The sequence below is a fragment of the Pseudoalteromonas rubra genome (assembly GCF_005886805.2).
Lineage (GTDB): Bacteria > Pseudomonadota > Gammaproteobacteria > Enterobacterales > Alteromonadaceae > Pseudoalteromonas > Pseudoalteromonas rubra_D.
In genome coordinates this window covers 1,087,027-1,113,052 of sequence record NZ_CP045430.1, presented here as the reverse complement: position 1 = coordinate 1,113,052, position 26,026 = coordinate 1,087,027, and the positions used below count along the sequence as shown (strand labels likewise).

Annotated in this window: 21 protein-coding genes; 7 read left to right on the top strand and 14 right to left on the bottom strand. The window is 48.3% G+C overall.

Annotated elements, in window-relative coordinates; all coding sequences use genetic code 11:
• Nucleotides 1-43: 43 nt before the first annotated feature.
• The 5 genes from CWC22_RS24510 to CWC22_RS23395 form a co-directional block, all read right to left on the bottom strand.
• On the bottom strand, nucleotides 44-268 hold the full coding sequence (locus CWC22_RS24510; protein ID WP_230090674.1) for a protein-tyrosine phosphatase family protein: 225 nt from the start codon (nucleotides 266-268) through the stop codon (nucleotides 44-46).
• Nucleotides 265-543 carry a hypothetical protein gene (locus CWC22_RS24505; protein WP_230090673.1) on the bottom strand — a complete coding sequence of 93 codons (279 nt, stop codon included), beginning with the start codon at nucleotides 541-543 and terminating at the stop codon, nucleotides 265-267. The genes CWC22_RS24510 and CWC22_RS24505 overlap by 4 nt, the downstream gene beginning before the upstream one ends.
• Entirely contained in the window at nucleotides 544-2,535 is a 1,992-nt protein-coding gene (locus CWC22_RS23405) for a methyl-accepting chemotaxis protein (protein WP_138537042.1), read from the bottom strand. It abuts the gene before it with no gap.
• A 266-nt stretch (nucleotides 2,536-2,801) separates the two neighbouring features.
• On the bottom strand, nucleotides 2,802-3,227 hold the full coding sequence (locus CWC22_RS23400; RefSeq protein WP_171045006.1) for a DUF2141 domain-containing protein: 426 nt from the start codon (nucleotides 3,225-3,227) through the stop codon (nucleotides 2,802-2,804).
• A gap of 186 nt (nucleotides 3,228-3,413) precedes the next feature.
• Nucleotides 3,414-3,992 carry a pyridoxine/pyridoxamine 5'-phosphate oxidase gene (locus tag CWC22_RS23395; RefSeq protein WP_138537048.1) on the bottom strand — a complete coding sequence of 193 codons (579 nt, stop codon included), beginning with the start codon at nucleotides 3,990-3,992 and terminating at the stop codon, nucleotides 3,414-3,416.
• 219 nt (nucleotides 3,993-4,211) lie between these two features.
• Between CWC22_RS23395 and CWC22_RS23390 the strand changes: the two genes are divergently transcribed.
• Together CWC22_RS23390 and CWC22_RS23385 are read left to right on the top strand one after the other, a co-directional pair.
• Nucleotides 4,212-4,829 carry an HAD family hydrolase gene (locus tag CWC22_RS23390; protein WP_125560419.1) on the top strand — a complete coding sequence of 206 codons (618 nt, stop codon included), beginning with the start codon at nucleotides 4,212-4,214 and terminating at the stop codon, nucleotides 4,827-4,829.
• A gap of 110 nt (nucleotides 4,830-4,939) precedes the next feature.
• Complete coding sequence (locus CWC22_RS23385; RefSeq protein ID WP_010384392.1) at nucleotides 4,940-5,665, top strand: YebC/PmpR family DNA-binding transcriptional regulator; 726 nt, start codon at nucleotides 4,940-4,942, stop codon at nucleotides 5,663-5,665.
• 143 nt (nucleotides 5,666-5,808) lie between these two features.
• On the opposite strand, the gene CWC22_RS23380 is transcribed toward CWC22_RS23385, so the two are convergent.
• Entirely contained in the window at nucleotides 5,809-8,175 is a 2,367-nt protein-coding gene (locus tag CWC22_RS23380; protein ID WP_138537050.1) for a zinc dependent phospholipase C family protein, read from the bottom strand.
• A 408-nt stretch (nucleotides 8,176-8,583) separates the two neighbouring features.
• A complete protein-coding gene (locus CWC22_RS23375) occupies nucleotides 8,584-10,515 on the bottom strand; it encodes a phytase (RefSeq protein ID WP_138537052.1) in 1,932 nt (643 codons plus the stop codon).
• Nucleotides 10,516-10,928: 413 nt separating this feature from the next.
• Between CWC22_RS23375 and CWC22_RS23370 the strand changes: the two genes are divergently transcribed.
• Both CWC22_RS23370 and CWC22_RS23365 read left to right on the top strand, forming a co-directional pair.
• The gene (locus CWC22_RS23370; RefSeq protein WP_138537054.1) at nucleotides 10,929-11,822 is read left to right on the top strand and encodes a GGDEF domain-containing protein; all 894 of its coding nucleotides are present in this window, start codon (nucleotides 10,929-10,931) and stop codon (nucleotides 11,820-11,822) included.
• The gene (locus tag CWC22_RS23365) at nucleotides 11,822-12,835 is read left to right on the top strand and encodes an AraC family transcriptional regulator (RefSeq protein ID WP_125560427.1); all 1,014 of its coding nucleotides are present in this window, start codon (nucleotides 11,822-11,824) and stop codon (nucleotides 12,833-12,835) included. The genes CWC22_RS23370 and CWC22_RS23365 overlap by 1 nt, the downstream gene beginning before the upstream one ends.
• Before the next feature lie 74 nt (nucleotides 12,836-12,909).
• Here the strand turns inward: CWC22_RS23365 and CWC22_RS23360 are convergent, their stop codons facing one another.
• The 5 genes from CWC22_RS23360 to betI form a co-directional block, all read right to left on the bottom strand.
• A complete protein-coding gene (locus CWC22_RS23360; RefSeq protein ID WP_125560429.1) occupies nucleotides 12,910-13,620 on the bottom strand; it encodes a TorF family putative porin in 711 nt (236 codons plus the stop codon).
• Nucleotides 13,621-13,632: 12 nt separating this feature from the next.
• Nucleotides 13,633-14,850, bottom strand: coding sequence for a BCCT family transporter (locus CWC22_RS23355; protein WP_138537056.1), 1,218 nt, complete (start codon nucleotides 14,848-14,850; stop codon nucleotides 13,633-13,635).
• A gap of 136 nt (nucleotides 14,851-14,986) precedes the next feature.
• Complete coding sequence (gene betA, locus CWC22_RS23350) at nucleotides 14,987-16,654, bottom strand: choline dehydrogenase (RefSeq protein ID WP_138537059.1); 1,668 nt, start codon at nucleotides 16,652-16,654, stop codon at nucleotides 14,987-14,989.
• Nucleotides 16,655-16,669: 15 nt separating this feature from the next.
• A complete protein-coding gene (gene betB / locus CWC22_RS23345) occupies nucleotides 16,670-18,133 on the bottom strand; it encodes a betaine-aldehyde dehydrogenase (protein WP_138537061.1) in 1,464 nt (487 codons plus the stop codon).
• Nucleotide 18,134: 1 nt separating this feature from the next.
• On the bottom strand, nucleotides 18,135-18,725 hold the full coding sequence (gene betI, locus CWC22_RS23340) for a transcriptional regulator BetI (RefSeq protein WP_138537063.1): 591 nt from the start codon (nucleotides 18,723-18,725) through the stop codon (nucleotides 18,135-18,137).
• Nucleotides 18,726-19,099: 374 nt separating this feature from the next.
• On the opposite strand from betI, the gene CWC22_RS23335 reads away from it, so the two are divergent.
• Nucleotides 19,100-21,160, top strand: a complete 2,061-nt coding sequence (locus tag CWC22_RS23335) for a TonB-dependent receptor plug domain-containing protein (protein WP_138537065.1) — start codon at nucleotides 19,100-19,102, stop codon at nucleotides 21,158-21,160.
• Here the strand turns inward: CWC22_RS23335 and CWC22_RS23330 are convergent.
• Nucleotides 21,157-21,927 (bottom strand): SDR family oxidoreductase, encoded by a 771-nt coding sequence (locus CWC22_RS23330; protein ID WP_138537067.1) that lies wholly within the window; start codon nucleotides 21,925-21,927, stop codon nucleotides 21,157-21,159. The two genes, CWC22_RS23335 and CWC22_RS23330, sit on opposite strands and share 4 nt — an antisense overlap.
• A gap of 108 nt (nucleotides 21,928-22,035) precedes the next feature.
• Between CWC22_RS23330 and CWC22_RS23325 the strand changes: the two genes are divergently transcribed.
• Both CWC22_RS23325 and CWC22_RS23320 read left to right on the top strand, forming a co-directional pair.
• Nucleotides 22,036-22,920 carry a LysR family transcriptional regulator gene (locus tag CWC22_RS23325; protein WP_171045007.1) on the top strand — a complete coding sequence of 295 codons (885 nt, stop codon included), beginning with the start codon at nucleotides 22,036-22,038 and terminating at the stop codon, nucleotides 22,918-22,920.
• A gap of 89 nt (nucleotides 22,921-23,009) precedes the next feature.
• The gene (locus CWC22_RS23320; RefSeq protein WP_138537071.1) at nucleotides 23,010-23,657 is read left to right on the top strand and encodes a glutathione S-transferase family protein; all 648 of its coding nucleotides are present in this window, start codon (nucleotides 23,010-23,012) and stop codon (nucleotides 23,655-23,657) included.
• Nucleotides 23,658-23,703: 46 nt separating this feature from the next.
• Here CWC22_RS23320 and CWC22_RS23315 read toward each other — a convergent pair whose 3' ends face one another.
• The gene (locus CWC22_RS23315) at nucleotides 23,704-25,944 is read right to left on the bottom strand and encodes a hypothetical protein (protein WP_138537073.1); all 2,241 of its coding nucleotides are present in this window, start codon (nucleotides 25,942-25,944) and stop codon (nucleotides 23,704-23,706) included.
• Nucleotides 25,945-26,026: the final 82 nt, after the last annotated feature.

Genomic DNA, 26,026 nt, shown 5'->3' with positions numbered 1-26,026 from the left:
CATTTGCCACGGTGCTATGACAGTGGCAATCAATAGCGAATGATTATTCGAAGCGGGAAAACTGATTGAAAAACCCAAGCTGAGCCGGGTGGTTTAACGCTTTTGGACGCAATGCCTGCACCTGAGGGATGATGTCCGCTTTATCCAGCCCTAATTGATGCATGATCAAACCAATGGCCAGCCCTGTGCGTCCAGAGCCGCCTTTACAGTGCACTGCAACGGTCCCCTGTTCAGACAGGATGGCCTTGAGCTGCGGCCAGCTCTTCACAAATGCCTGCGAAAAGTCTTCATTGGGGGGGCATCATCTGCAATGGGTAACTGAAACCAAGGCATGCCAAGATCTTCGCACACCTGAGGTAAGGCGGTTGCCTCATTACTTTCTAACTCCGAAGGGTACATGAGTGTTACAATGGCTTGTGCTCCGGCGTCACGCAATTGTCGTACTGAGTCATCCAGTGTGGTGCCCTTAGTGCCAGGGCATGGGGTAAATAACAAAGCTGCGCCGTTATCAAGACGCAGCGTATCGAAAGGGTGTGAGGTCATTTAGTCTGTCTGTTCCTGTACTTTATAGCGGTCTATTAATTCATCCATATCCATTGCGGCTTCTGCGATATTAGAGGCCGCTACGGCAATTTGTTCGGCCCCCGTTACTGTTTCGGTGGCCTTGGCAAATATTTCTACTATATGTCGGCTGACTTCGTCAATGGCATTGCTTTGCTGCTGGGTATTCACTGACACCGAATCTGTCACAGATTCCACCTGCTTAGCCTGTTCGACTATTTTGCCCAGCGCTTCTTTAATGAGCTCAGCACGCTCGGCAGCCTGCATGGCATTTTCTTTGCCCTGAGTGATAACGTCCGAGGCAGATTTAGCACTGGTTTGTAGTTCGCTCACGAGTGCAGAAATTTCTTCTGTAGACTGCTGGGTGCGACTGGCCAGGCTGCGGACTTCGTCGGCAACCACAGCAAAGCCGCGGCCCTGCTCACCAGCCCGGGCGGCCTCAATTGCCGCATTGAGTGCCAGCAGATTGGTCTGCTCGGCAATGCTCTGGATCATATCAACCATGCCCGAGATACTGCCCACCCGCTCGTTCAGCGCATCGACGGATGTCGCAGACTTCTCCATATCAAGGGATGCTTGCTGGATCACTTGTACCGCGTCTGTCACGACCTTTTGACCATTGACTGATTCTTGCGACACGGACTTTGCCGCAGCCGCATTTTCTATCATTGAGCTGGCGATAACCTGAATATTGGCACTCATTTGTTCAGCCGCAGAGGCGATGGTCTGCACGCCGGATTGCTGTTCAACCAAATTGGTCTGGCTCTGGCTGATGGCGCAGGCGGTTTCGTGGGTCGATGTGGTGATTTTTTGCGACGCACGACCAAACTCAATCAGATCTTCAGCAAATTGCCGGGTCAGACTGTTAATGTCGGTTGCCGATTTGCCAAGGTCATCGGCGCTAAGAATACCGATTTCGTGCGCCAGGTTGCGTTGCTCCATAGCGACGATGATGCCCTCTGCAATTTTAGCAGACTGCTGATGGCGAAGACGGATTGATATAAACAGCGCCGCTGTTATAACTAACCCTATTACCAGAATAATCCCTTCTACAACGAGTATGGTAACCGCTGTTTCCTGAATGTCGTTGGCGGTTTTGTCGACCAGAGTCAATGCTTTTTCTTCTGCCTCTTTGAGCGCATTAATACGTTGAGTGGCTGCTGAAAACCAAGCCTCAGGATCCTGACCGAACCCGCTATCACTGTCAGCAACGACAGATCTGTGGCGCGCTACATCCTGCATCGTTCTGGCATTAAGTGCGCCTGTAAAGATCGCCTTCATCTCGGGAGGAGAGGTTGCCAAAGCTTCTGCCAGATAGACTTCCTGCTTAGTGAGCAGTTGGGTAAAGCGGGTGCGTAGCGCAGGCGTGAATACGTCTTTTGCGAATACGCTTGATAATACCGCTCTTTCAATGCCGGCTGATTCTTTGACGCTGGAGAAGTTGTATATCGCCATTAACTCAGTGGCAACGATGTAATCGCGGCTCAGTCGCGCTGCGGTGATAACAATATGCAGGCCCTGATTGTTAATGTCGGTGTAGTATTTCAATGCTTCAGGCAGGCTCATAGAGAGCGAGCTGACTTTGCGCCTTACACTGTCGAGCTGGTCGAACTTTTGCAGAAACAGGTTGAGCTCTCGCGTCATCTCTTCCGATAAACCCCAGTGTATCACTTCACTTTTAAGCTTAGCGAGCTGGCTTTCGGTAAGACGATGTTGCTGTGTCAGGTTGCTTTGAAATTTTTGACCTTGTGAGCCGATGAAGCCTGCAGAAGCCCCCCGCTCTTTTTGCGTTTCGTGTACCAGAGCGAGCACAGCATGGCTCAAATAGGCATTATATTCGGCGTCATAGGCGTCATTCATGCGTTTTGCTGACACTGACACATCATAAAAAATGACGCCGCCCAACAGCAAACATGGAAGCAGAACAACAAGGGTAAGGTGGCTAGATATGGTTTTAGCTATTGTTTTGAGCATGCACGACTCGCTTCTTGAGGTTTTAGCGTAAATAGCTGTTTAAATATAGTGCGAAGTGACGATTTTGGATCACTTTACGCACACACTATTGCATAAAGTTTCGTTATTGATCCAGTAACTTCATAACATTTAATAAGAAAAAAATACTATGATTCTGTTGTGGGTACGTCATGTTTATCTTATGGGTATGTTAATGGAGTTGAGCTTTTTTGATGAAGGAAGGGGGGAGTGTCACAGATTAAAGACTTACTGTGACACTTTTCTGGCTAACGAAGTCGTATTTTTAAATTTTGACTTTGTTGCGTAATTTGTACCGCCAGTTGCGGAAACTGGGGTGCGCCAGTGAGCATTGCATTATTGCTAAAACCATAAGGTTCAGTTGGCATACCAAAGCGATTGCGATTCAGCCTGCCGTCGTTGTTGAGGTCCTGATAAACCATAAAGCTGTATTGTCCGGGTGCTACGTCGCGTAATATGAGCTCAGGTTGGGTGCCTGATACGTGTTGTTGTGCAACCCGCCATGCTTGTTGTTGTGTAAATGCGGCCGGGGAGTCATAGGCGACGAGCTTGAGTGTTCCAGATTGGTGTGCCAAACCACTGAATGTGATGGTCAGATCCTGTGCCATCGCGCTGGTTGAAAGTGCCGCAAGCATGCAGGCAAGGGCGGTGGTGCGAGTCAGATGTTTAGTCATGTGAGTTATCCTTTGATGAGTCATTTTGTTGATGGGATAACTTTACGAAATGGCGCGGGTTATTACGTGTGTGATCTGTCATGACAAGGGCATGACAGATGTCATTCGTGCTCCATTAACAGACTCATTTTGGCTGCACAACTGAATTGAGCAAGTTGAGGTATTTGGCAAGGGCCTTTACATGCGTTAAGGCTGCAACAAGGTTTTGGACCAGGCATTATTTTCATGCTGGTAGAGTTCGCGCATATGGAGCCTGCTCTCTTTGAAGGTGAGAAACTCGATACTGAGCGGGTGTACAACAAAGCCTCCCCAATCGTCGGGGAGTGGCACAGCTTGCGACTGATACTCTGCGCTTAGCGTACAGAGTTCGTTAGTAACATCGCTCAAGGACGACATAGGTTGGCTCTGTTGGCAGGCTAAGGTGGTGAGCTGAGCGTCGTGGCTGCGGCTTTGCCAGTAACGCAGTGCATCGGCACGGCTGATCTCGGTTGCCAGTCCTTTAACACGAACCTGATAGCCCAGGGCGTCCCACCAGGCTGTCATAGCCACTTTGGGGTCACGTCGCAGGTCTTGTCCTTTTTGCGAACCCAGGTGCGTGCAAAAAGTAAAGCCGGCATCACTCACCGCTTTAAGATCGACAAAACGACCACTCGGGAAGCCCTGTTCATCTATGGTAGAAATGCAGACGGCGCTGCATTGCTTGAGATTAGGCTGAGCTTTGGCTTGTTGCCACCAGGATAAGAACTGTTCGATAGGGTTATCCATCACGACTCCTTGTTGAGTTGTTTATCTTTACCTTGGCATGTTCCTACTTCGGTTTCAAATGATCCGTACAATGGTTATGTGCGTATGCTTTACAGGTCCCATTGCTGCGATGTGACCAGCAGGTAGGGCCTCGATAATTTTATTTTTAATATCTTTGCAAGGTGTTTCGGCTTACCCTATGTTTAGTTTGGTTGAAGCCTTGGTGATAAGGAAATATGAATGGCTGAATTAATGGTAAAAGGTGTGATTTTTGATCTGGATGGTACCCTGGTAACCTCCTCACTCGATTTTGCGTTAATCAAAGCACAGATAGGCTGTGATCGTGATGCAGACTTGCTTGATTTTGTAGAGTCTTTGCCTTCTCCTTACATGCGTGAAGAAGCCATGTCGCTCATCCATCAACATGAGATGCAGGATGCACAGCATGCGGAGCCGATCCCCGGGGTATTAGACACTGTGTCGTTTTTAAAATCCATCGGCATACCTATGGCCATCGTCACACGTAACTACTCTAAGGCTGCGCAGCTAAAACTTGAGCGGTGCCGTCTGGGCCTGGACTATATGCTGACACGTGAAGATGCGTTACCTAAACCCGATCCTCAGGCACTGCATATGGTCGCTGATAGCTGGTCTTTACCTTATCAACACTGTGTCTATGTGGGAGATTACAAATACGATATTGAGGCGGCACAGCGTGCCAGTATGCATGCCTGTTTGTTTGCGCCCGTTGGTCTGCCAGAATACGCTCCGCAAGCTGATATTATCATAGAGCGGTTTATTGACCTACCTGCGGCACTTGGCCTGCATCACCGGGCTCGAACAGATCAGTTTGCTTAAAAAACCGGAGGAAATGCCGCAATACCGGGCAATTCTCGTCTGGGTATAGCCCAAAATGCAATGTCTTGTTAGAATCTTGTCCAATTTAATTTGCACAAACGAGAATTAAGATGGGTAGAGCATTTGAAGTCCGCAAAAACGCCATGGCAAAAACGGCAGCGGCAAAGACCAAAGTAAACTCAAAATATGGTAAAGAGATCTATGTAGTCGCAAAGAATGGTGGCGCTGATCCCGACACCAACCTCTCCCTTCGTCGTTTGATCGATAAAGCTAAGAAAGACCAGGTTCCTGCGCACGTTATTGAAAAAGCGATTGAAAAAGCAGCCGGTGGTGCAGGTGAAGATTACTCACCAGCACGTTATGAAGGTTACGGCCCTGGTAACTGTATGGTGATTGTGGACTGTCTGACAGACAACCCAAACCGTACTATCAAGGATGTACGTCTGCCGTTCACTAAGACAGACTCAAAAATTGGTAGTCCGGGCTGTGTTGCACACATGTTTGATCACTTTGCAATCCTTGGCTTCGCCGGTGATGATGATGAAGCCGTACTGGAAGCGCTGATGATGGCGGATGTAGACGTGACTGACGTTGAGGTCGAAGACGGTCAGGTTTCTGTGTTTGCACCACACACTGAGTACTTCAAAGCGAAAACAGCGCTGATTGAAGCATTTGATGGCATCACTTTCGAAGTAGATGAAATTACCTGGGTACCACAAACACACGTTGAGATCACAGGTGAAGACGATCTGGCAAACTTTGAGAAGTTTATCAATATGCTGGAAGACTGTGACGACGTACAAAACGTGTATCACAACGCCATTGTGAAAAACTAATTGTCTGAGTAGATGATTTAATGCGCCTTTATCGGGCGCAGGATGAAGAAAGCCGAGCTAGTGAGCTCGGCTTTTTTATGTCTCATACCAATTTCACTTAATACCTTTTCAATTTGAAGGAGCAAATATTAAGCAAATTGGTATTAATTTAACATGGTCAGTGCAGGGAGCACTTTAATCACGGTACAGGTGCGGTCTTGCTCATCCTGAGGGAATGGCGCAAAGCTACAACTGTCCAGAGTGTACTGAATACCCGAGAGTGGGGATAAACCTACTTCCGATGGAGCATCGATACCAGGTACCAGTGGGCCTATGAATAACTGCTTGAAGATTCTACTTTGTGCATTAGGATCTTGCCATAGCTTGAATCCCTGTGTGCCGTTATTATGTGCATAGCCAAATTTACGCTGTTGCGTGCTCACACCACTGAATCCTGTGCGTCTGACATACTGCGGAGCCACTTCCTGCCATTGGTGATTGCCATCCAATGATCGAACTGCAGAAGATAGAATGTTCTCACCAGCATAGTAAAAGCTACTGCCATAATGCTGGCTACTGGATAGTCCGAACTGTGCAATCAGATGGTTAAGCTCACGGTAGTTTAGAATGCTCAGCTTTGCCAGAACAACGGCATTGTGGGCGGCTGCAAACTTACTAGGATTAAATTGACTATTGCCGGTGACATGCATATCCGCTTTGATACGGGTAACGATGTCATTGGTGAGAAGTAGCCCTTTACCTGAGTTATCTTTGCTAAACTGGCGCTGCAAAGCCACTTCACTCATGTCAGATCTGAGGTGTTTTAATAACTGATAAAGTTCATCACTGGTAAGTTCTTTAATCAGTTTTTCGACTGCTTTATTTGCAACCTTGGATTTAATTCTCTGGATCTCTTCATAGACTTTATAAGCAGGGCTGACAACGTGCATAATTTCTGAGAGTTTATCCAGGGTTTCCTGTAAATAATCCTCGACAGTACATCTTGATGAAGTCAGGGTGACAGGCATACCCATTAATCCAGATGAATAGCAAGTTACCCAGTCATTAATCATTTTTTGTGAGCGATCTTTATCGGTTACTGAGTAAATCACCGCATGGTTGATATTGTGAATGTACTGAGTGGTTGCAAGGTCAATGTTTTGTAGCCAAGCCTTCAGGAATGCTTCAACCGGACTGATAGAGGCTGTGTGGAACTGTTGCAGTGTTTCAATTAGGTTTTGTGCCAGCTGGTTTTCCAGCTCAATGGTTGATTTTAGAATGTCATGGGCATCTTTAGACGCTTTTTTGAGTTTACTCACTTCCTTAGTGATAGATGAACCTAGTTTTTCAACCAGGCGTTTCTCTGCTCTTATCAGTTCTTGTTGCACTTTATACGTTGGGTTCAGGCCAATTATTTTTTCGACAAGTTTGGACTCACATACCTTTTTAGTTACCCAACCTCCAAATAATCCGCCTGACCAAGATTTGACGTTCTTACAAACTTTTTCTGTCACTTTTTCGGTGAGGTTCATTGGAATTGAATTGAGCTCATTAGTGAGCTTTGCCAATTTGAGCCGGGCATTGGATAGCTCGCCGTGTGCTTTAACCACAGCATTCGCAGCATTATTAATCGTATCAAGTTGCGCACTGATGAGCTTTTGATGTCCATTGGTCAGGTCTTTTTTGAAACGTGTGGCGGCATCGCGAATTTGTTGTGCTTTGTCTATGTTCCAGTTACTGACTTTATTTATGTCTTCTCCAAGCTCAACGATTTTTTCGGCTGTTTGATCGTTGAGCTGGATGCCTGCTTGTGCTTTGGCTACTGCCTTGACCGCTGCAACCTTTAATTCTTTAAAAATATTTGAGTGGGCAAGGTCTTCAACGTTTTTTCTGAGTGTGTTGATGGCGTAGAGATGGCTACCTGAAGGGGAGTTCCATTGCGACTGGGTGTCTGGGTTATAGACAATTTTATCGCGAATAAACCCAACGGGCACACTAAGTTGACTGCTGTAGGCGCCTTTGGGCGTGTGTTTTGAAATAAGCGATTCAATCAGAATATGACGCAGTTCAACGTCAATTTCACCATCTGCCAGGTCAAATGCTCCGCCAGCATAGCGGTTGACATACGTATGGGCGAAAATATCTGCGGCAGCATGCGCTTTAAACCCAAGCACAAAAGCTCGCTCCGAATCTCGCTCTGCAACCGAATCCAGAAAGTCTAACCATTGGCTGGTGTTCCACATTGTTCTGTCGAGCTGGTCTTCAGTATGGATCTGAGATTGTCCAACAATCACGTCAGGTGACATATCAGGACCGATGTTACCTGAGCGATAATAGCTTTGGTTTTGCAGTATCAGGTCTTTGGTGTTGTTATTGACTGGTACCGAAATAGTTTTACCGTCGACCTTAAAGTCGAGTTTACCATCTTGTAAATCTTCGATTACTTGTTGGCCAACCCAGACATGGGTATCTATTTTAAATGCGGCAGCATTGGCACTGAATAACAGTGCCAAGATAAGGGGTTTTTTCATCCTAGTATATCCATATTATAAAAGGGGCGAATTCTATACTATATCTTTTCGGGTACAAAGGTTTTATGTCAAATAATGTTAAATGTTGTGGTGGATTTTCATTTGATTGTTGGTATTTTATTTGATTGTGTGTGTTATTTAATCATTTTGTTTGTGATTTTAAATCTAGATATAAAATCATATTTTTAATATGTTATAATGTATCAGTGTCGGTTTTTATTAAGTTAAATTAACTGGTTGGGTAAGATTGTTTTTTTAATGTTAACTTGATGTGTGGAGACCGTATTTGCAAATAAATACGATTTTTATTGAATATGAGTCATGCCGTTATATGTTTGTATTGTGGAAAAGTAATTTTATTAACCCATTGTAGGAGGCCTATAAGGCCTCAGTATAAATTTTCGCAGATTAGCGAGAAAGTTTGTTCAGCCCTGTAGCTGTTAATACATCCTGCCAACTTACATATTTAAAGTTCTGAGGTTGATCGGGGAAGCGGTTACGACCGTCCTGAATCACCAGTAAGCCTTCAGGGTAGTCTGGAGTGCGCAGGCGAGTCGACAGGGCAAGGCCATCTGTTTCTGATGCACCATCAAGGCCCCTAAAGCCATCCATTCCAACGCGGAACCCTGCCAGGTGTCGGTATGGGGGCGTTGCTTCGTATAGTTGATAGCTGTTGTTGCCCTGGCTGGAAACGACCAGAACAGGTGATTTGCCAAACGATAAGGCAAGGCCTTCGATGTCATCAACCAGGTGCTCACCCACTTTTGCCACTGACACAGGCTGGCTGTTATCCGTTGGGTTCAGGCTGGTGGCCCAGATCCCAACATCTTCTTCGCCAATAAATAAGCGGCCGCGTTCATCATCTGCCACACAGCCTTCCGGTTGCGAGCGCAATGATATTTCGCGCACCTTCAAGGCGGCAATTTTGCCTTTGTCAGCCTGCAGTGTGTACTGAATTGTCAGACCGGCTTTGTTATTGGCAAATACATAATGGTTGCCCCCAAAAGCGGCCATACAGAGACCATAAATTTCATTGAGCCCGGCAGGTACTGTTCCCAGCCTAAACACTGTGCCGTCAGCTTCAATACCATAAAATGCCAGGCTATCATCATTGCGTTTACTTGCTGCTACAATACTGATGGTGCGACCCTGCCAGCTGAAACCATCGCGCAGGTCGACATTATTGAGTCGACCATCTTTGAACTGTTGTAGCAGATTACCCTTGAGGTCATAGACTTCCAGACCTTGCTTTTTGTGTGTACCCAGTACCAGAGAAGCTGCGGGATTACTCGGGCGCACCCAGATGGCCGGGTCATCCATCGCATCGCCAAACTGCTCAGCAGGTTGGCTCTGTGACTTAGGCCGAACTATTGGCAGCGTCTTCGCCGTTGGGGCTGGTTTAAGTGCAATATTCACACTGGCGTAACTGCCTTGTTGTTCATTGGCAAAGCTCAGCTCGGCAGTTTGTTGCCCCGATGACTGGCTGAGGTTCATCATTGTGGCTTCGTAATTTTTGAGCACTAACGTGTCAGCGGGTATCCAGCTGTCTGCGGCGTCTGGTGTATCCCAGTACAGGATCTCCTGGCCATTTTCCAGTAACGCAAAGAGTTCGCCAGAGTGACTGGTTGCCAGGCTTATTGCCGGTGCTTGCTGCTCGCCGTATGGGGCAACCAGTGAGACCGGATAATACTGTGGATTGTCTTCAATGCGTGCTGAATAGCGCCAGATCCCCAGTGGTTCACTGATGTAGAGGTAGCCATTGCCAGGGTCCACGGCACAGGAATCGGCATCGTAGGGCAAAGATAATGAACGCAGTAGCAAAGGGGCCTGCAGCCAACGTTGTTGCTGGCGAAGCAGCCATTGTTCCGCCCTGCCACGACCATCGGAAACAAAGATAGACAGAGTCTGATCTGCCGGATCTGCAAATAAGCAGAAGTTGTCAACCAGGAGTCCGGTTTGCGTGAGTTCAAAGCGTGGTTGCAGTTGTGCATCAGTAGCATCCAGCGTGCCCACAAATACACTGTCTTTGCTGCCTTCAAGCGCGGCATATAGCCACTGGTTGTCGCTTATCGCACTGAGGCGGAGTTGTTTGAATGTGCCCGGGAGTTGCGCTTTGTGTACATTCCCCTGAAGTAGACTGAGTCCATGGTATTCTGATGCCGTTAATACCTGATCTGTTCCGGGTAAGTGCCAGCTGTCAACAATTGCCTCGACAGAGCCTTGTATTTTGGTTGGTAGTGTTTGCGTAACTACTTGTTGTGGCTGCTGGCTTTGGCAGGCGCTTAATGCGCCCAGTAGACCTAAGGTAAGCATGGTTTTAGATAAGGTTTGTATGTTCATATTTTTGCTCCGACATCACAGAGAACTGACAGAAGCGAGCCTATAACCGGTGTTGTGTTCAGGCCGCCAAACCATCAACGGGTGTAAAGTGAGCGCTACCTTAAGCAGGTAATGTGACAGTTCTGTTTCACCCTGAGCTGGGCTTAGCAGTCGATGGACCTAAAACGATGCAGATAGAACAATATAGTTGTCATGGTGAGCTGCTTTGTCTTAATCGTATCGTCTTTATTTGATATAAAACGCAATAAAATCATGGTGATATTCGGTTTGGTTCAGTGGGCTGTATAAACCGGGACAAGTTAAGTGAGCTATTCTGGCCGGGTCCAATTAGCTCAGACCATTATTGAGCTTGCCTTAAAAGTGTCATATATCCGAGCTAGGATACCCGGATGAATGCGTAATTGGCTAAAAAGATGAAGAATGTCAGTAGCTTATGTTTAACTCTCTGTGTCAGTATCTTGCTGACAGTGTTGGCGCTTTTCATCGGTGACCTGAAATCAGTGAATGACATCGATTGGGTTGACGCCGCGGGCGAGGCCACTACGTCGATGATGGCAGCTATTTGGTTTATTCTCCTGATGTTGTGTCGTCCAAGAGGCCGGGTTACCACGGTATTGCTGCTAGGTTCCGCAACTTACTGGCTCACAACCTGGCTGGATCTATTGGATGAGTTCATTGCTTACCCGCTACAGAGCCACCTGTTTACCTGGCTTGAGTCGCTGCCTGCCCCAGTCAGTATGACCTTGCTAACCTGGGGGCTAGTCACCTGGTATCGCGAACAGCAAGCGGTCAATCGTCAGCTGAAACAAAGAGAGCATTTTCATCGTGAACATAGCCTGATCGACCCTGTGACTCAGCTTTACAGCCTGCGCTATTTGTTGATCCAGCTTAACCGTGAAGCGGTATTGCACGATAAACGCAACCAGCCACTTTCGTTGGTGATGGTTGATATAAAGGGTTTTGCTCAATACAACCGGGTACATGGTGTGCAAAAAGGCGACGAGTCTCTCAATGAGGTAGCCTCTGCGCTGGAAATTGCGCTGCGAGAAACGGATCTGGCGTGCCGTTATACCAGTGATCGGTTTGCGATTTTTCTGCCCGAAACACCACCGGATGAGGCCAGAGTATTCTCTCAGTTGATCCAGGCGTGTTGTAACTCAGCGCTAAAGGGGACGTTGACGGTGACCACAGTACAGGCCACCCGAATTGCCGGGGAATCAGAGCAGGCGCTGTTCGAACGACTGAATCAGCAGCTGGCGGGAGCGAAACGCACGAGCTCCGTGGCTATGGACGGGGAGGATGTGTGATGTCTTTGAAATTTGCCTATTTGCATGATAAGCGTATGCCGGCACACTTCCTGATTACCATATTAGAGCTGGCTGAACACTATCAGATAAAACCACAGCACCTGATCCGTGGGTCTCAGTTGTTTCTTGAAGATTTGGCCTATCCGGGGGCTCAGGTTGCCCCAATCAACGTACTTATTATTCTGAAAAAGCTCAAACGAGAGCTTGCTGAGCAGCCGCAATTGGCGATGGAGCTGGGACAAAGAATCGCGACCGGACATGGTCATGTTTTGTTTGACTTGTGGCGGTATGCCCCTGACCTGCACAGCGCACTGACGGCCTGGGCAAGAGTACAAAAAGGGTTTGAGACGTTGATCCAGTTTAATGTTGAGCGACATCAGGGCAAGCTGTATATCAGGCTGACTGAATCAGCGTCGTTGAGCACTCAACAGCGAATGGTGTTTGAGATTGTCCTGTCGGCTTGTCGCTTGTTGCTGAAAGAGCAGCTAGGTGCACAGACCTGGATACAGATAGAGCTGCCCTGGTCGCAACCCGGGCAGGATTTTCATTATCCGGTCTATCTGGGTGAGCATGTGCGGTTTAATGCACCGCGTTGCGCGATTGTGCTGTCTGACGAGGTGATGTATCAGCCTTTCAAAGAGGCCAGTGCACTGCGCTTTGCTCAGGCAAAACGCAGTGCTAGTCAGGTATCGCACCCACCGCAATTACTTCAGGCACATTTACGTCGCTTGTTTCGAAAGAACCTTGGACAGGCCTGGTCGCTGGAATATACCGCTAATTATCTGGGCATGAGTCCGGCCACACTCAAGCGTCGTCTCAAACAGGACGGCACCAATTTCAAATTGTTGGTTGACGAAGTGAGGGGACAAGAAGCGTTGCACCTGATGGATCTCAATCAGTGGAATAACAGTCAGCTTGCCAGCACCATGGCGTTTGCCGATGTGCATAGCTTTCGCCGCGCATTTAAACGTTGGACAGGGGCTGTACCAAGTGCCTTTCGCTGTGGCTCTTGAGGTGTTTGGGTCGTCACTGGTGATAAAACATGACGCCAGGCACTTATGTGCTAAGTGCCTGGTTGTTTGAGAGATTACAAGTCAAATGTTCTTGAAATCGCGAATACAAACCGGTCGTCGGAATGTTCGCCATCAATCGTGGTGTCTTCCAGTGTAAAGGTCAGATCGAAATCAAACTGGGTGGTGGAATAAGAAATATAATAGTGCGTATAGGAGCTGTCGAGTCCGAGTTCATCCCAGGCATGTTTATCAGCATCGAATGAGTTAGATACATCACCGCTCAGGGTAATAGAGTGGTTGTCAGCAATATCAAAGGTATGCGACAGCATCACAATGGTATGGCCTACATCTTTACCAGCGTAATCCCAGCTGTACCACAGGTTAATATCCGTTGTCCCGAGGCTGCTGGCATAGGCAAACTTGGAATAGATTTCAGGGTAGTTAAAGCTACTGGCGTCGGTGAAGCCATGGTAGCTGTAATAAGCTATACCATAGTCCAGTGACCAGGCACTTGAAAGGTCAGTGGTGTTACCAATGTAAAAGTCGAGCTCATGGCTGGTGTCGTCACCAAAATCTACCCCTGATCCCCAAGTACCCACATACCAACCTGCATCATCGGCATAGTCCAGGCTGCCCTGGATAGTCGCATCGCCTTGCGTTTGTGAAACACCATTAAAGGTATAATCAGACGTAGCAGTAATGGTGGTCGACAAACCTGCCACAGCGAGATTAGATAGCATAGCCAAAGGGAGTGCGCAGAGTGTTGTTTTTAAATTTATTTTCATTTCTTTTGAACCTTAGTTTACGGTCTCGATACGGCTGAAGTCGATGGTATTCTCTTTCGGTGAACGGGTAATGTTGGCTACTGTTTTGAATTTGCTGTAGCAAATATAGCCAAAACAACCAAAAAAGAGCGCAATAACCAGTGCACCAACCCATTGTATCTGCAAAAAGTTTAGTTTAAATAGCAGCGTCAGCAACGACAGGGCGGCAATATTAAACAAAATATAGTTGCGTTTCCCGAGTTTTTTAACCGTCAAACCCAGATTGTCGGTATACAGTCGAACTAATGAGTCCAGAGAGTTGATCACAAAGATCACGCCAACAACCACCATGGCAAGGTTCTTGATACCCGCAGTGTCGATCCCCGCTTCATGATAGTGATACAAGACACTAAACCAGACAGCGATGGGAATAGACGGGAACACCAGCATCGCAGCTAGCACCTGATAGGTTTTCAGACCACCGACAAAACGTGAAGTAAACTGACCTATCATGATGCTCCATGCAAACCACCAGAACAGATAAAATTCGTGGTAATCATTGAGCGGCAACACAAACTCGTTAATATTGCTAAAGTAGTCACCCAGTAGTGCAATGTTATTCGTAAAGGTGCTCATTTCACTGTCACCAAATACGAACGCAGAGGCCCACATAAAGGCGATCAGGGCGATAAACATCCAGGTCGTAGAGATACTCAGAATGCGTACATACTTCAGGCTGGTGCTTGAATACACCGCAAAACAAATGGCGGCGAACACGATGAGATAAAAGGTTGGAATAATGGACTCGCCATCGCCCACACTTGGCATATACCAGGGCAGGTTAGTCAGCAACAGATAGGCCGTAAAGGCGCAAGTACCAATAATAACAACATTATTGATAAATTTAACCCAGGGAATTTCGAAGAACTTCACCTTAGGTTCTATTACGCAGAAATAAAAACACGTCAGAAAATAAAATCCCCAGATCAGGAAGCCCCAAAAGCCAAATTCAATGGCGAGTGGATTGGCAAACGCATATTCTGGGCTTGCTTTTATGTCTGCGTAACCCGCAAACTCCGTCAGCGGAAACATGATAAGTCCAACATCCAGGCCGGACGTAAATAAAATAGCAATAAAGGTAAAGGTTTTAACCGGTGTCACACCGACACAGCGTAGGTTCCCCCATTTTAATAGAATAAAAGCGATAGCAACTAGGGTAAACACAATGCCTGCACTAAGCCATACTGTCATTGTCACCCTCCCAAAATAAGTAAAAATAACTCATTGTCTCTCCGTTTTTTTATGTTTCCGCATTAACCCGATACAACCAATTTGTATCGCGCACCACTGCAGATCCCGCGGCCCGGTTGGGCCACAGGTGGCTTTGTTAAATCTCCGTGCTGCGTTGTACTGTCTGCCATTGTCTCGCAATGGCAACCTGAGCGTTGTTTGCTTTAAGGGCTGGCTGGCCCAGAATAATGTCTGCGGCTTTCTCTGCGACCATAATGGTTGGCGCGTTGAGGTTGCCGTTCGGGATTGTCGGGAAGATAGATGAATCCACCACATTCAGGCCATCAATACCATGTACCTGGGTGTTTGAATCCACCACGGCCATGTCATCTTCACCCATTTTGCATGAGCAGGACGGGTGATAGGCGCTTTCGACTGCCTGGCGTACAAAGGCATCGATTTCTGCGTCGCTCTGCACGCCTTTTCCTGGCTGAATTTCACCATCGCGATAAGCATCAAACGCAGGTTGTTCAATGATCTCACGAGTGAGTCGGACACACGCCCGGAAGCCTTCAATATCATCCTGATGGGCCAAGTAGTTAAATTGGATCTTAGGCGCCTGTGTGGGGTCGGCTGATTTAAGGGTGACCTCACCGCGGCTTTTTGGCTTGTTATGGCCGATATGCACCTGAAAACCGTGTCCGTCAAATGCACTTTTGCCGTCATAACGAATGGCTGCGGGTAAAAAGTGATACTGCATATCCGGCCACTCTACGCCTGCTTTAGAGCGGATAAAAGCACAGGACTCAAAATGATTGGTGGCGCCAAGACCTGATTTATTAAGGAGCCAGCGAGCGCCGATCAAGCCTTTGGAGAACCAGTCCAGTTTGCCATTCAGTGTGATGGGCTGCTTACACTTATACTGGAAATAAAACTCCAGGTGATCCTGCAAGTTCTTACCGACACCAGGCAGGTGGTGCTTAACCTCAACACCGGCGGCCTGCAAAGTTGCCTGATCGCCGATGCCCGACAACTGCAACAAGTGAGGCGAGCCAATTGGACCGGCACTTAAAATGACGCGGCGTTCGGCACTGGCGCTGTGGATTTTACCTTTGCATTGGTACTCGACGCCAATAGCGCGCTTACCTTCCAGCAGTACTTTATGTACCAGAGCGCCAGTTACGATTGTCAGATTGTCACGCCCCTTTACAGGGTCAAGGTAGGCACGGCTGGCGGAGCATCGGCGGCCATCTTTCACTGTCATGTGCATCGGGCCAAAGCCTTCTTGCTGCTCGCCATTGTAATCTTGTGTGGTAGCATATCCAGCTTGTGTACCGGCTTCAATAAACGCGCGGTACAGCGGGTTGGCCATCTCATTACCATTGTTGGTGCCAAGCGGACCCTCACTGCCCCGGTACGGGTCGTCGCCCAGATACCAGCTTTCGGCACGCTTAAAGTATGGCAGGCAGGCCTGATAATCCCACCCCTGCGCACCATGTTGCTGCCATTCATCAAAATCTTTGGCGTGGCCACGCACATACACCATGCCGTTAATTGATGATGAGCCGCCCAGTACCTTGCCGCGTGGGCAATGCATTACCCGGTTGTCCAGATAAGGCTCGGGCTCGGTATGAAACTGCCAGGCGTATTTGTCGGTGTTCATCGGAATTGACAATGCCGTGGGCATCTGAATAAAGATACTTTTGTCACTGCCACCGGTTTCTAGTAGTAAAACCCGGTGTTGTGGATTGGCAGACAGTCTATTTGCCAGTACACAGCCTGCTGAGCCAGCTCCGACAATGATGTAGTCGAATACTTTTTTCATAGTCTGGCTCCTTGTTTAAAATGGGCTTTCGATTTGGCTCATACCTACGTAAACAGACTTGGTCTGGGTGTAATGATCCAGTGTTTCGATACCATTTTCGCGGCCAATACCGGATTGTTTATATCCCCCAACTGGCATTTCGGCCGGAGAATTACCATAGGCATTGATCCAGGTAATACCGGCTTGCAGTTGGTGGATAACACGATGTGCACGTTGAATATCACGGCTAAACACGCCAGCTGCGAGGCCTAAATGGGTGTTGTTGGCGCGCTCAATTGCTTCTTGTTCGTCATCGAATACCATGACGCACATCACCGGACCAAAGATCTCCTCGCGAACTATAGTCATGTCTTCATGACAGTCAGTGAAGATGGTCGGCGCGACGAAGTAGCCGTTGGGCGCAGAAGCCGGGCTCAGGGCATGACCGCCGGTAAGCACGGTGGCTCCTTCTTGCTTGCCTTGCTCAATGTAATCCAGTACCAGCTGCTGATGTTTTTTCGAGATCAATGCACCCAGGTTCACTTTGGGATCAAGTGGATCGCCCGCAATGATATTTTGCTCTGTGCGAGTCTTGAGTTGCTCAAGAAACTGCTCATACACCCCGCGCTGAACATAAACACGTGTGCAGTTGGTGCAGATCTCGCCCTGTGTGTAGAAGTTGCCTAACATGGCAGCACTGACTGCCTGCTCGATATCGGCATCATCAAACACCAATAGCGGCGACTTACCGCCCAGTTCCATAGTCACGTCTTTAAGGTTAGAAGCCGCACTTTGCATGACTTTTTTACCTGTGCCCACTTCACCGGTGAATGACACTTTTTCAATTTCCGGATGCAGCGTGAGCCATTGCCCAACTTCAGCAGCGCCTTGTACAACGTTAAAGACACCAGCTGGCATACCGGCCTCGATAAAAATCTCGGCCAGCTTCAGTGCACCCAGCGGGGTTTCTTCAGACGGTTTAAAGATCAAGGCATTACCTGCCGCCAGTGCTGGGCCGGATTTCCAGCAAGCAATTTGCAGTGGGTAGTTCCAGGCACCGATACCCGCGCAAATTCCTAACGGCTCTTTGCGGGTGTAGTAAAAATCATTGCCGACCATCTGTTGCTGGCCAACCTGCGCAGGCGCCAGCCCAGCAAAATACTCGATTACGTCAGCACCGGTTTGAATGTCAACGCACTCGGCTTCTTGCCAGGGTTTACCTGTATCCAGCACCTCAATTTTAGCCAGTTCATCATTACGTTCACGTAATAGTGCCACTGCTTTATTCAGAATTCTGCTGCGCTCAATGGGTGCCATGGCAGACCACTGCGCAAACCCGGCTTTGGCACTGTCGATGGCCGCTTTTTGAATGTGCGCATCGGCCACTTCAACGTGATAAATGACTTCGTTGGTCGCGGGGTTTTTTACCGCAAACTGCTCGCCGGTCTGATTGGCAAGGTAGCGGCCGTGAATAAAGTTCTGGTAGACAGGTGTGGACATATTAGACTCCAAGTTGTTGGATGAGGGACTGGATATAACGCTTGGCCAGATCCTGCGCGCTATCAAACTGCGCATCATCGGCTTTATTGAGAACGGCTCTGAGCCACAGGCCGTCGATCATGGCGGCACTCAGCTCTGCGGCTTCGCGCGCTTTGGCTGGGGCCATTAACTGTTTAAACGAGTACAACAAATTGCTGTAAAGTCGGCGAGCATTGACGCGTTGTAAGCGATGTAATTCAGCATCGTGCATGGAATGCGCCCAAAAGCTCAACCAGGTGCGGGTGGTGTCTCGCTGTTGTTGCACCACGGCAAAGTTGGCTTCGACAATAAACATCAGGCGTTGCTCAGGCTTGCATCTCTGAGCTGTGCGTTGCAATAAGCTGCGTTGCAGACTGCTCAGCAGATAGCGCACTGTGGCTTCTATGAGACCTTGTTTACCACCAAAATAGTGGCTAATGATCCCCGAAGACATGCCTGCCTTCTTACTGATACTGTTGATTGTGGTGGCCTGTAATCCAAGCTCAGCTACTGACTGCAAAGTCGCCTCAATCAGCTGCTGGCGACGCACAGGTTCCATTCCGACTTTGGGCATGTTTTTATTAATTGATCGTTCAATAAAAATAAATTTTAAGGTGAACAAAGATTAATATCAAGGTTGACATTTTGTAAATGGTATTGGTTTTGTCATTGAATCGGTTTTATGTCTATGAAATTTATTGGAATATTGATTTCTCGGTATAAGTTGAACTTGCTCCTAAATTGCTTTTATCTTGCTCGGAAATCCAACGTTGATGGTTTAAATAACGAGCTGGATTTCTGAAATCGATATAACTTGTGTTGCGTCGGTTGCAAAAGTCATACGTAAAATATGATTTATATAAGGTTCATTGTGCTCTGTTAGGTTTCACTCAAAAGTCAAAATGCTTAGCTATACTTGGCAAAGGCGCTTTGTTCAGTAAGTAGTATATGACTCGATTAGTTATTTCTTTGTTTTTCTTCACGATATTGCCCTGTTCGCTGGCTGTAGGACAGGAGCAAGATGGATCGGTATTTGCAATGTCGTTTGAAGAGCTGCTCAGTCAGGATGTGACCGTTGCGGCACGTAAAAGCGAAACCTGGCTGGCGTCATCCGGCACAGTGTATGTGATCAGTCGTTCGGATATAGAACGTTATGGCTGGCGCGACTTAAAAGAGATCCTCACCTCAGTACCCAATATGGATTATTTCTATCAATGGGCCTGGTTGCCAGGCGGGCAAAGAGGTTTTACCGGCAATATGTCGGGGACTTTGATGCTTATTGATGGGCGGGAAGTACAAAATCTGCTGGCTAACGAAGCCTTTATTATGAATAACTTTCCCAGCGCCAGAATTGAGCGTGTTGAAATTTTGCAAGGGCCAAACTCCACCTTGTACGGCGGTAATGCAACTCAAGGGGTGATTAATGTGATCACTCGTTTGGAAAGTGAGGTCAATGAAGTCTCTCTAGTGGTTGGTGAGGTGGGTACACGCCACGGACACGGCTTGCTTCATTTTCAACAAGGCGAGATCGAGCTGGCGGTATCGGCCAGTTATTTTGAAAGCGATCTGGATTATCGTGAAATACGAGAATTTATCGTCGATGATGAAGCGTTTAGTCGAAACAGCAAAGATGGGTTAAGAAACCATGACCCGAATGATTTTCGCAATCGTGAGAAAAATATCACGCTGGACAGCCGACTCAGCACTCCCTGGTTTTACTTTGGCAATAACCTCACCCGCACAACCAACGTAAGTGGTATAGAAGCGGTGGCTTTCGATTATATTACCGGCGATGATGCTTATCGCGGTTATAGTAGCTACTATCTGGGTAAGCACATGCAACCGTCGGCAAACTGGTCGGGTAATGTGGAGCTAAGCTATTTTCGGGAATACAAAGAGAAATACCGCTTGAGTGTTGATAACGCTGCTCAGGCAAGCCGCTACGAAGCGTTGGTGTTATATACAGAGCGCGAAGATATCGGCCCGTCGGACAGAATTCGGCTCAATACCCAATGGGCCTATCAGGCAAGCTCCGATCAGGACTGGATACTGGGGTATGATGGCTGGCGTACCAAAATTGGCCGTAAAATCAAATACAGGCAAACTGAAGACGGCGTTAAATTGGTCACCCCAGACTCCTGGCCAACGGACAAGGAACGCTCGGATAAGCATGCTGTGTTTGGGCAATATTCCAGGCTATGGCACTTTGGCGAACGCACACTTAAGGTCAATGCCGGGCTCAGATACCATCGCCAGGATTACACCAATGCCAGCTGGCTACCCCGGATCAGCATGGTTTATCAGCCCAATGTCGATCAGGCAATCAAATTGACTTACGGTAAAGCGTTTCGACCACCAACGATTTTTGAATTTGACCTGGTGGTTGATGATGAAATTGAGTCTCAAAGTATGCAGATGTACGAGCTTAACTGGAGCCAAAAATTTCGCTGGCGTGAGATTGAATTCGCCAATATTTCAGCTCTGTATAGTATGCAGGCGAAGAATTTTTATCAAAAAGTACAGGACCCCAATACCCAGATTTGGCGCACTATAGTGGCAGGAGAACACAGAGTCTCAGGTTGGGAAAACCAATTGCGTTGGCAGGCATCGCGCTGGTACGGACAACTGGCGCTGCGTTATATTTCGCCGGATAAAACCCAGGTGGCGACGCAATCGGTCAGATTGGATGTACCTAGCTATAAGGTCAAGCTGGGGCTGGGTTACACCCTGGATCAGCACTGGCAGGTCTCAGCTTTTGTTGATCACTGGGATAAAGTCCTGACCGAAGCCAACCGTTTTCAACAAAGCGGCACTGAAGTCGTTACAATACCAGCCTGGACAACTCTCAATATGAACCTGACTTATACACAAGGGGAGAGCACCCTGGGGTTGTATGTCGAAAATTTATTAGACAAGACCTATTACCATGGCAATGCCCGGGGCGTGTCTCCTGTAAAGTATATTCAGGCGCCGCGCAATCTGCGCCTGAGCTGGTCATATCGATTTTAGCGGGTAACGAACCCCCCGTTGACAAATAAAGTCTGGCCAGTTATCCAGCGTGCTTCTTCACTGACCAGAAAGTCAATCATGGGCACTACATCGTCGACGTTACCCAGGCGATTCAGGACACTGGCTGCGCTTAGATAGGCCACTGATTGCGCATTTTCCTCGCCATGAAAAAATGCGGTATCTATTGGGCCTGGTGCTACGACGTTGACAGTGACGCCGCGGCTACCAATTTCCTTTGCCAGTGCCCGGGTAAAGTCTTCCAACGGCGCTTTGGCACCGGCATAAGCGCCGTACAGGCCGGTAAACGCGCCGAGTAAAGAGGTGCCCATATTGATAATACGACCCTGATCCTGAATATGTCGGGCTGCGTGCTTCATCATGAGGAATGGGGCCTTGGTGTTAATGGCAAACAGCTGGTCGTAAGCTTGCTCTGAGATATCCGCGATGGCTTTTTTCAGCACTTTACCTGCGTTGTTGATCACAATGTCTACTCGGCCGAAGGTTTCCAATGTTTGGCTGTAGAGCGCAAGAACCTGGCTTTCCTGGCTCAGATCGCCCTGAACCACAAGTGCCTGCCTGCCAATCTGAGTGATCTCGGCTGCGGTCTGCTGTGCGTCACTCAGCGATGCATCACTATGATAATGCACCACAACATTCGCGCCTCGTTCGGCCAGTGAAATGGCAAAGGCTCGGCCCATATTACGCGCTGAGCCAGTGACAATAGCGACTTTGTCGGTCAAATCGAAAAGTGTGCTTGAGGTGGACATAATGCTTACTCCTGTTGGATTAGTTGACGAAAGTAAGCTTAGTCGCTTGCGTTTATCTCAGGTATCCCATAAATTTTCATTTATTAATTGCGAAAAATGCAAAAAGCAATGAACACAAATGAGCTGACATTCCTCAAGGTCATAGAAGCTGGCAGTTTGAAAGGTGCTGCCGAGCAACTCAACACAGACCCTTCTTCGGTGAGTCGCAAGGTGGCGGCATTAGAGCAGCACTTGGGTATTAAACTGATTAACCGCTCTACGGTGCGATCCCAGCCGACTGAAGCCGGATTAGTTTATTTTCAGGGGCTAAAACATATTTCGGAGCAGCAGATAGAATTAGAAAATCGTCTGCGGGGGTTGCAGGATCAGCCCAGTGGGACTCTGACTATTGCTGCACCGGTCGATTTTGGTAATCAATTTGTCGTGCCTGTACTCAGTCAGATGCAGACGACTTACGACAATCTTAAGGTCGAGTTACTGCTGGGGAGCCATTTTGAAGACCTGACTGCAAATGGCATCGACGTGGCGGTGCGTATTGGTGTGTTGTCGGATTCGGCACTGATCTGCCGAGGTCTGGGCATGGCCGAGCGGGTGTTGGTTGCCAGTCGGGATTATCTTGCCCGGGTGGGAGAAATTAATGAGCCGTCGATGCTTGAACGGTGTCAGTTTGTGTTTTATTCCCGCGCTCAGGGTAACGCGCAGGTGAGAGTGCTAAAAGGCACAAAAGCCATCCAAGTCAAAGTGTCAGGGGGGTTTACAGTGAACAGTGTATCTGCTGTCAGGCAGCTTGTACTTGCTGGTAAAGGGGTGCACCTGGGACCAAGATGGGCATTCAAAGAGGCGCTGAACAGTGGCAAGTTGGTGGCCTTGTTAGCGGATTATCAGCTGGAGGGGTTTCCTGTGCATGCTGTTTATCGGCCCGGTGGATATGTCCCGGCCAAGATCCGATGTTTTATTGATCTGATGAGTGAGCATTGTAAGCGTGTCCTTTAAACGCTGAGCGAACAAACAGCCACTGAAGCAACTTCCCACAGTCAGTCAGCAATATTCTTCATTTTATTCTGTTGGACATTTGGTGTTTAATGATTGACCAATACCACGATAAGGAGCGTTTGGTTGCTATTATGAGTCATCTTCAGCTTTACTATTTTCCACTGTCCGGGCACAGCCATAAAGTGCTCACACTTGCGTCAATGCTGGGTCTGAGCATAGAGACTGTGACCGTTGATATAAAATCCGGTGAACACCTGTCTGAGTCGTTTGTACAATTCAACCCGGCTGCCAAGATACCTGTGTTGGTGGATGGGGACACGGTTATCACCGACTCTCATGCCATTTTGTTTTATCTTGCCCGGCAATATGATCCTGCAAGAGTCTGGTATCCAACTGACCTGACTACTCAGGTTGAGATCCAGCGATGGTTTGCCCTGTCTGCCGGTGAGTTGTGTACCGGTCCCGTGGCGCTGCGTGGGATCCGGGTGCTTGGGAAGCCCGGCAATGAGGCGCACGCGATGCAGCAGACGTTAAGGTTATTTTCACTCTTAAGCACCCAGCTTGAGCAAAGCCCCTGGCTTGCCGGGGGAACCCCGACTTTGGCTGACATTGCCTTGTACAGTTATACTGCGCTGATTGCCAGACTTGAGCCAAGCCTGCGTGATTTTCCGCGCGTACTTGACTGGTTGGCGCGCTTTGAGCAATTACCCGGATACCGGGCACTGCCTACAAAATAAGCGTATGCTTGGTTGAGATACATTGCTGATTTCGTCAATGTGCCGGTCACAGAGAATGAGGCATTGGCGCAACACCTGACAGCAACCAGGCTTGTCTTGTGGTTGATGGGCCAAATTCAATCAACCCCGTGGCTTGCAGCGCAGTGTGCTGGTAACCCAACTCAGTCACGCTTAGCTGCAGATAGTATGCGAAAAAACGCATATAAAAGTGTTGTGCCCCCATATCATCGAATAAATGGTAAATGGCTGTTAGTACATCAGGGTCACCGTTGAGCTTGTCGTGCCCACTGAGCTTGTGCATACCTGTTATCAGATTGTCCAGGTCTGCCTTTAAATCCGGGTGCATGTGTATCACTCTGGCAAGTGTCGGGCCCGGTTTTCTGCGCCAGTTTCGTTCTTTATGGGCGCTTTCATATTGTCTGAGTTGTCTCAAACGTGTGACTGCAAGCTCAATCAGGGTATCGGCGTCTGACTCGTCAGCACTGAGATAGTGCGCAAAGGCTGGTGCATAAAAAGCGCTTCTTAATAATGGGTTGGCCCGGCAATTAGGCATCTGAAGATGACGGGGCAAAGCCGCTGCCAGTGCTTCCGACAACCGGGCCGGGTTCGCGTCTGCCAGTGTTGGCAGTAAGTCACGAAACACATCACAAGGTAGGGTGAGTGTCAATGTGATCTGAATGTCTTGCTGCGCTTTGAGCTTGCGATAGAGTTGCCCGGCAAGGGTATCGACTTCACCGGGTGGAATGAGTCCCCAGACCGCTAACTCATCAGCAAGCTGACAAGCAGCTTGTTCACTCAGGCTGGCCTGACGTGTGCTATGTGACAGGGTCAGCGCCAGATTGAAGTCCCGCATTGAAACTTGATCTGGGGCTTTAAAGGTCGGCATGGCCGCTTCAAAGTCGAGATAAAACTGGCGTTTCTCTTCGCCCTCCTGGTCCTGATAACATCGCTGGCCTTGACCAGCTAGCTTGACATCACCATAAACATTTTCTTGAGTGACAACATGAAACTTGGCATCTTCGCGGCTCATCGCGTGCCAGGAAAAGACGTTGAAGTGGAAACCCCAAGTGTAATGTTGCTGTGTTACGCGCTGATTGAAAAATTGCTCTACATTAACTCGCTTCAGGTGCTTGTTCAGCTGGCCCATCAGTCTGCCGGTGACTGCTGCTTCATGCAGTGCCGGTGTGAGTGCGTCGTCGCGCACTGTCAGTTGTAAAAGTGCCTGATGCGCCTGCACTCGATGGTAATGGTAGTAAACGCTTAGCTCAACACCTGATTGAGCGGCTGTGCAGATCGAGGTTTCCAGGCTCTGTTGAATTTCTCTGATGCGTGGCTTTAGCTGTTCGAGCTTGTCCAGCCCCAGTCTTTTTAATAGCGCTGTCGCAACGGGGAGCAGTTGATTTGGTAATGTATTTGGAGGTAAGTGTGCTGTCAGTGCATCAACCTCTTCCGTAGAGCGTTGAAAGATAGCCTGCACCATAGCCGTGTATGCGACCTGAAACGCTTTTGGGTTACTCAGTTTTGCAGTGATACAGGCATTGACAGTATTTTGTGTATTGTTTGCGGTCGATTTGACATAGCTAAGGCGCAGTATATGAGGTGTGTCGACAGGTCGGACAAATATCACCTGGTAACCTCCCTCGATGGAAACCTCAAGGTTGGCGTTCAGACTGGCATTGAACGACAGATCCAGCAGCTCTCCTTGTGCTAGCCAGCGGCTGAACAGATGAAAGTTTCGACACAGCAACTCACTCCATTTTATTGAAGTGTGGACTGTTAATGTACCCTGAGTATCAAGCGCGAGAGACTCACCGGGGTTGAGCGATTTGACGTCCTCGTGGGAATAAATGCAGGGTATAGCGGTCAATTGCGCAGCGAGGGTATCTGCGATGATGTCGCCGGAGCGGGCGCTCAGGCAAGCTGCCAGCTGTATCTGCGTATTGGCCGATATGTGATTTGCTTGCTGGCGGAGCTGCGTTGTGGTGCCGCCAAGTGATGCTGATATTTCATAATGGAGCCAGCAGGTCCGTGGCTCAGCGCTGGTTTGGGTCGAAGGTTGCGTATTTTTAGGGACCGACTGACTCATTGATGTACGATCATGCACCGGGTGATCCAGTAGCGTTGCAGTCAGTGCGCTACTTGCAATGGCATGGCCACCCAGTGCGGCAAAGGTTGTGTTGTCGGTGAGCTGGCTGTGCAGCAAACGAGCGGGCCCGGTGTAGTCTCTAAAAGAATGACTCAGATGCTGTAGTTGTTGTGATTGATTGTATTGCACATGTAATGGCATGCCATATTCCCTCAAGATAAAAGTACAATGCTGTCAGTAAGTACTCACATTATCTTGTTGGTACTTTAGGTGCAGGCTTCCT

Excerpts from the sequence above, each read along its gene's own strand:
- betB (WP_138537061.1), bottom strand. The coding sequence starts at position 18,133 with ATGTCCACACCTGTCTACCAGAACTTTATTCACGGCCGCTACCTTGCC.
- CWC22_RS23360 (WP_125560429.1), bottom strand. The coding sequence starts at position 13,620 with ATGAAAATAAATTTAAAAACAACACTCTGCGCACTCCCTTTGGCTATG.
- CWC22_RS23405 (WP_138537042.1), bottom strand. The coding sequence starts at position 2,535 with ATGCTCAAAACAATAGCTAAAACCATATCTAGCCACCTTACCCTTGTT.
- CWC22_RS23320 (WP_138537071.1), top strand. The coding sequence starts at position 23,010 with ATGATTGACCAATACCACGATAAGGAGCGTTTGGTTGCTATTATGAGT.
- CWC22_RS23365 (WP_125560427.1), top strand. The coding sequence starts at position 11,822 with ATGTCTTTGAAATTTGCCTATTTGCATGATAAGCGTATGCCGGCACAC.
- CWC22_RS23395 (WP_138537048.1), bottom strand. The coding sequence starts at position 3,992 with ATGGATAACCCTATCGAACAGTTCTTATCCTGGTGGCAACAAGCCAAA.
- CWC22_RS24505 (WP_230090673.1), bottom strand. The coding sequence starts at position 543 with ATGACCTCACACCCTTTCGATACGCTGCGTCTTGATAACGGCGCAGCT.
- CWC22_RS23335 (WP_138537065.1), top strand. The coding sequence starts at position 19,100 with ATGACTCGATTAGTTATTTCTTTGTTTTTCTTCACGATATTGCCCTGT.
- CWC22_RS23355 (WP_138537056.1), bottom strand. The coding sequence starts at position 14,850 with ATGACAGTATGGCTTAGTGCAGGCATTGTGTTTACCCTAGTTGCTATC.
- CWC22_RS23330 (WP_138537067.1), bottom strand. The coding sequence starts at position 21,927 with ATGTCCACCTCAAGCACACTTTTCGATTTGACCGACAAAGTCGCTATT.
- CWC22_RS23315 (WP_138537073.1), bottom strand. The coding sequence starts at position 25,944 with ATGCCATTACATGTGCAATACAATCAATCACAACAACTACAGCATCTG.
- CWC22_RS23325 (WP_171045007.1), top strand. The coding sequence starts at position 22,036 with ATGAACACAAATGAGCTGACATTCCTCAAGGTCATAGAAGCTGGCAGT.
- CWC22_RS23375 (WP_138537052.1), bottom strand. The coding sequence starts at position 10,515 with ATGAACATACAAACCTTATCTAAAACCATGCTTACCTTAGGTCTACTG.
- CWC22_RS23380 (WP_138537050.1), bottom strand. The coding sequence starts at position 8,175 with ATGAAAAAACCCCTTATCTTGGCACTGTTATTCAGTGCCAATGCTGCC.
- CWC22_RS23370 (WP_138537054.1), top strand. The coding sequence starts at position 10,929 with ATGAAGAATGTCAGTAGCTTATGTTTAACTCTCTGTGTCAGTATCTTG.
- CWC22_RS23400 (WP_171045006.1), bottom strand. The coding sequence starts at position 3,227 with ATGACTAAACATCTGACTCGCACCACCGCCCTTGCCTGCATGCTTGCG.
- betA (WP_138537059.1), bottom strand. The coding sequence starts at position 16,654 with ATGAAAAAAGTATTCGACTACATCATTGTCGGAGCTGGCTCAGCAGGC.
- CWC22_RS23390 (WP_125560419.1), top strand. The coding sequence starts at position 4,212 with ATGGCTGAATTAATGGTAAAAGGTGTGATTTTTGATCTGGATGGTACC.
- betI (WP_138537063.1), bottom strand. The coding sequence starts at position 18,725 with ATGCCCAAAGTCGGAATGGAACCTGTGCGTCGCCAGCAGCTGATTGAG.
- CWC22_RS23385 (WP_010384392.1), top strand. The coding sequence starts at position 4,940 with ATGGGTAGAGCATTTGAAGTCCGCAAAAACGCCATGGCAAAAACGGCA.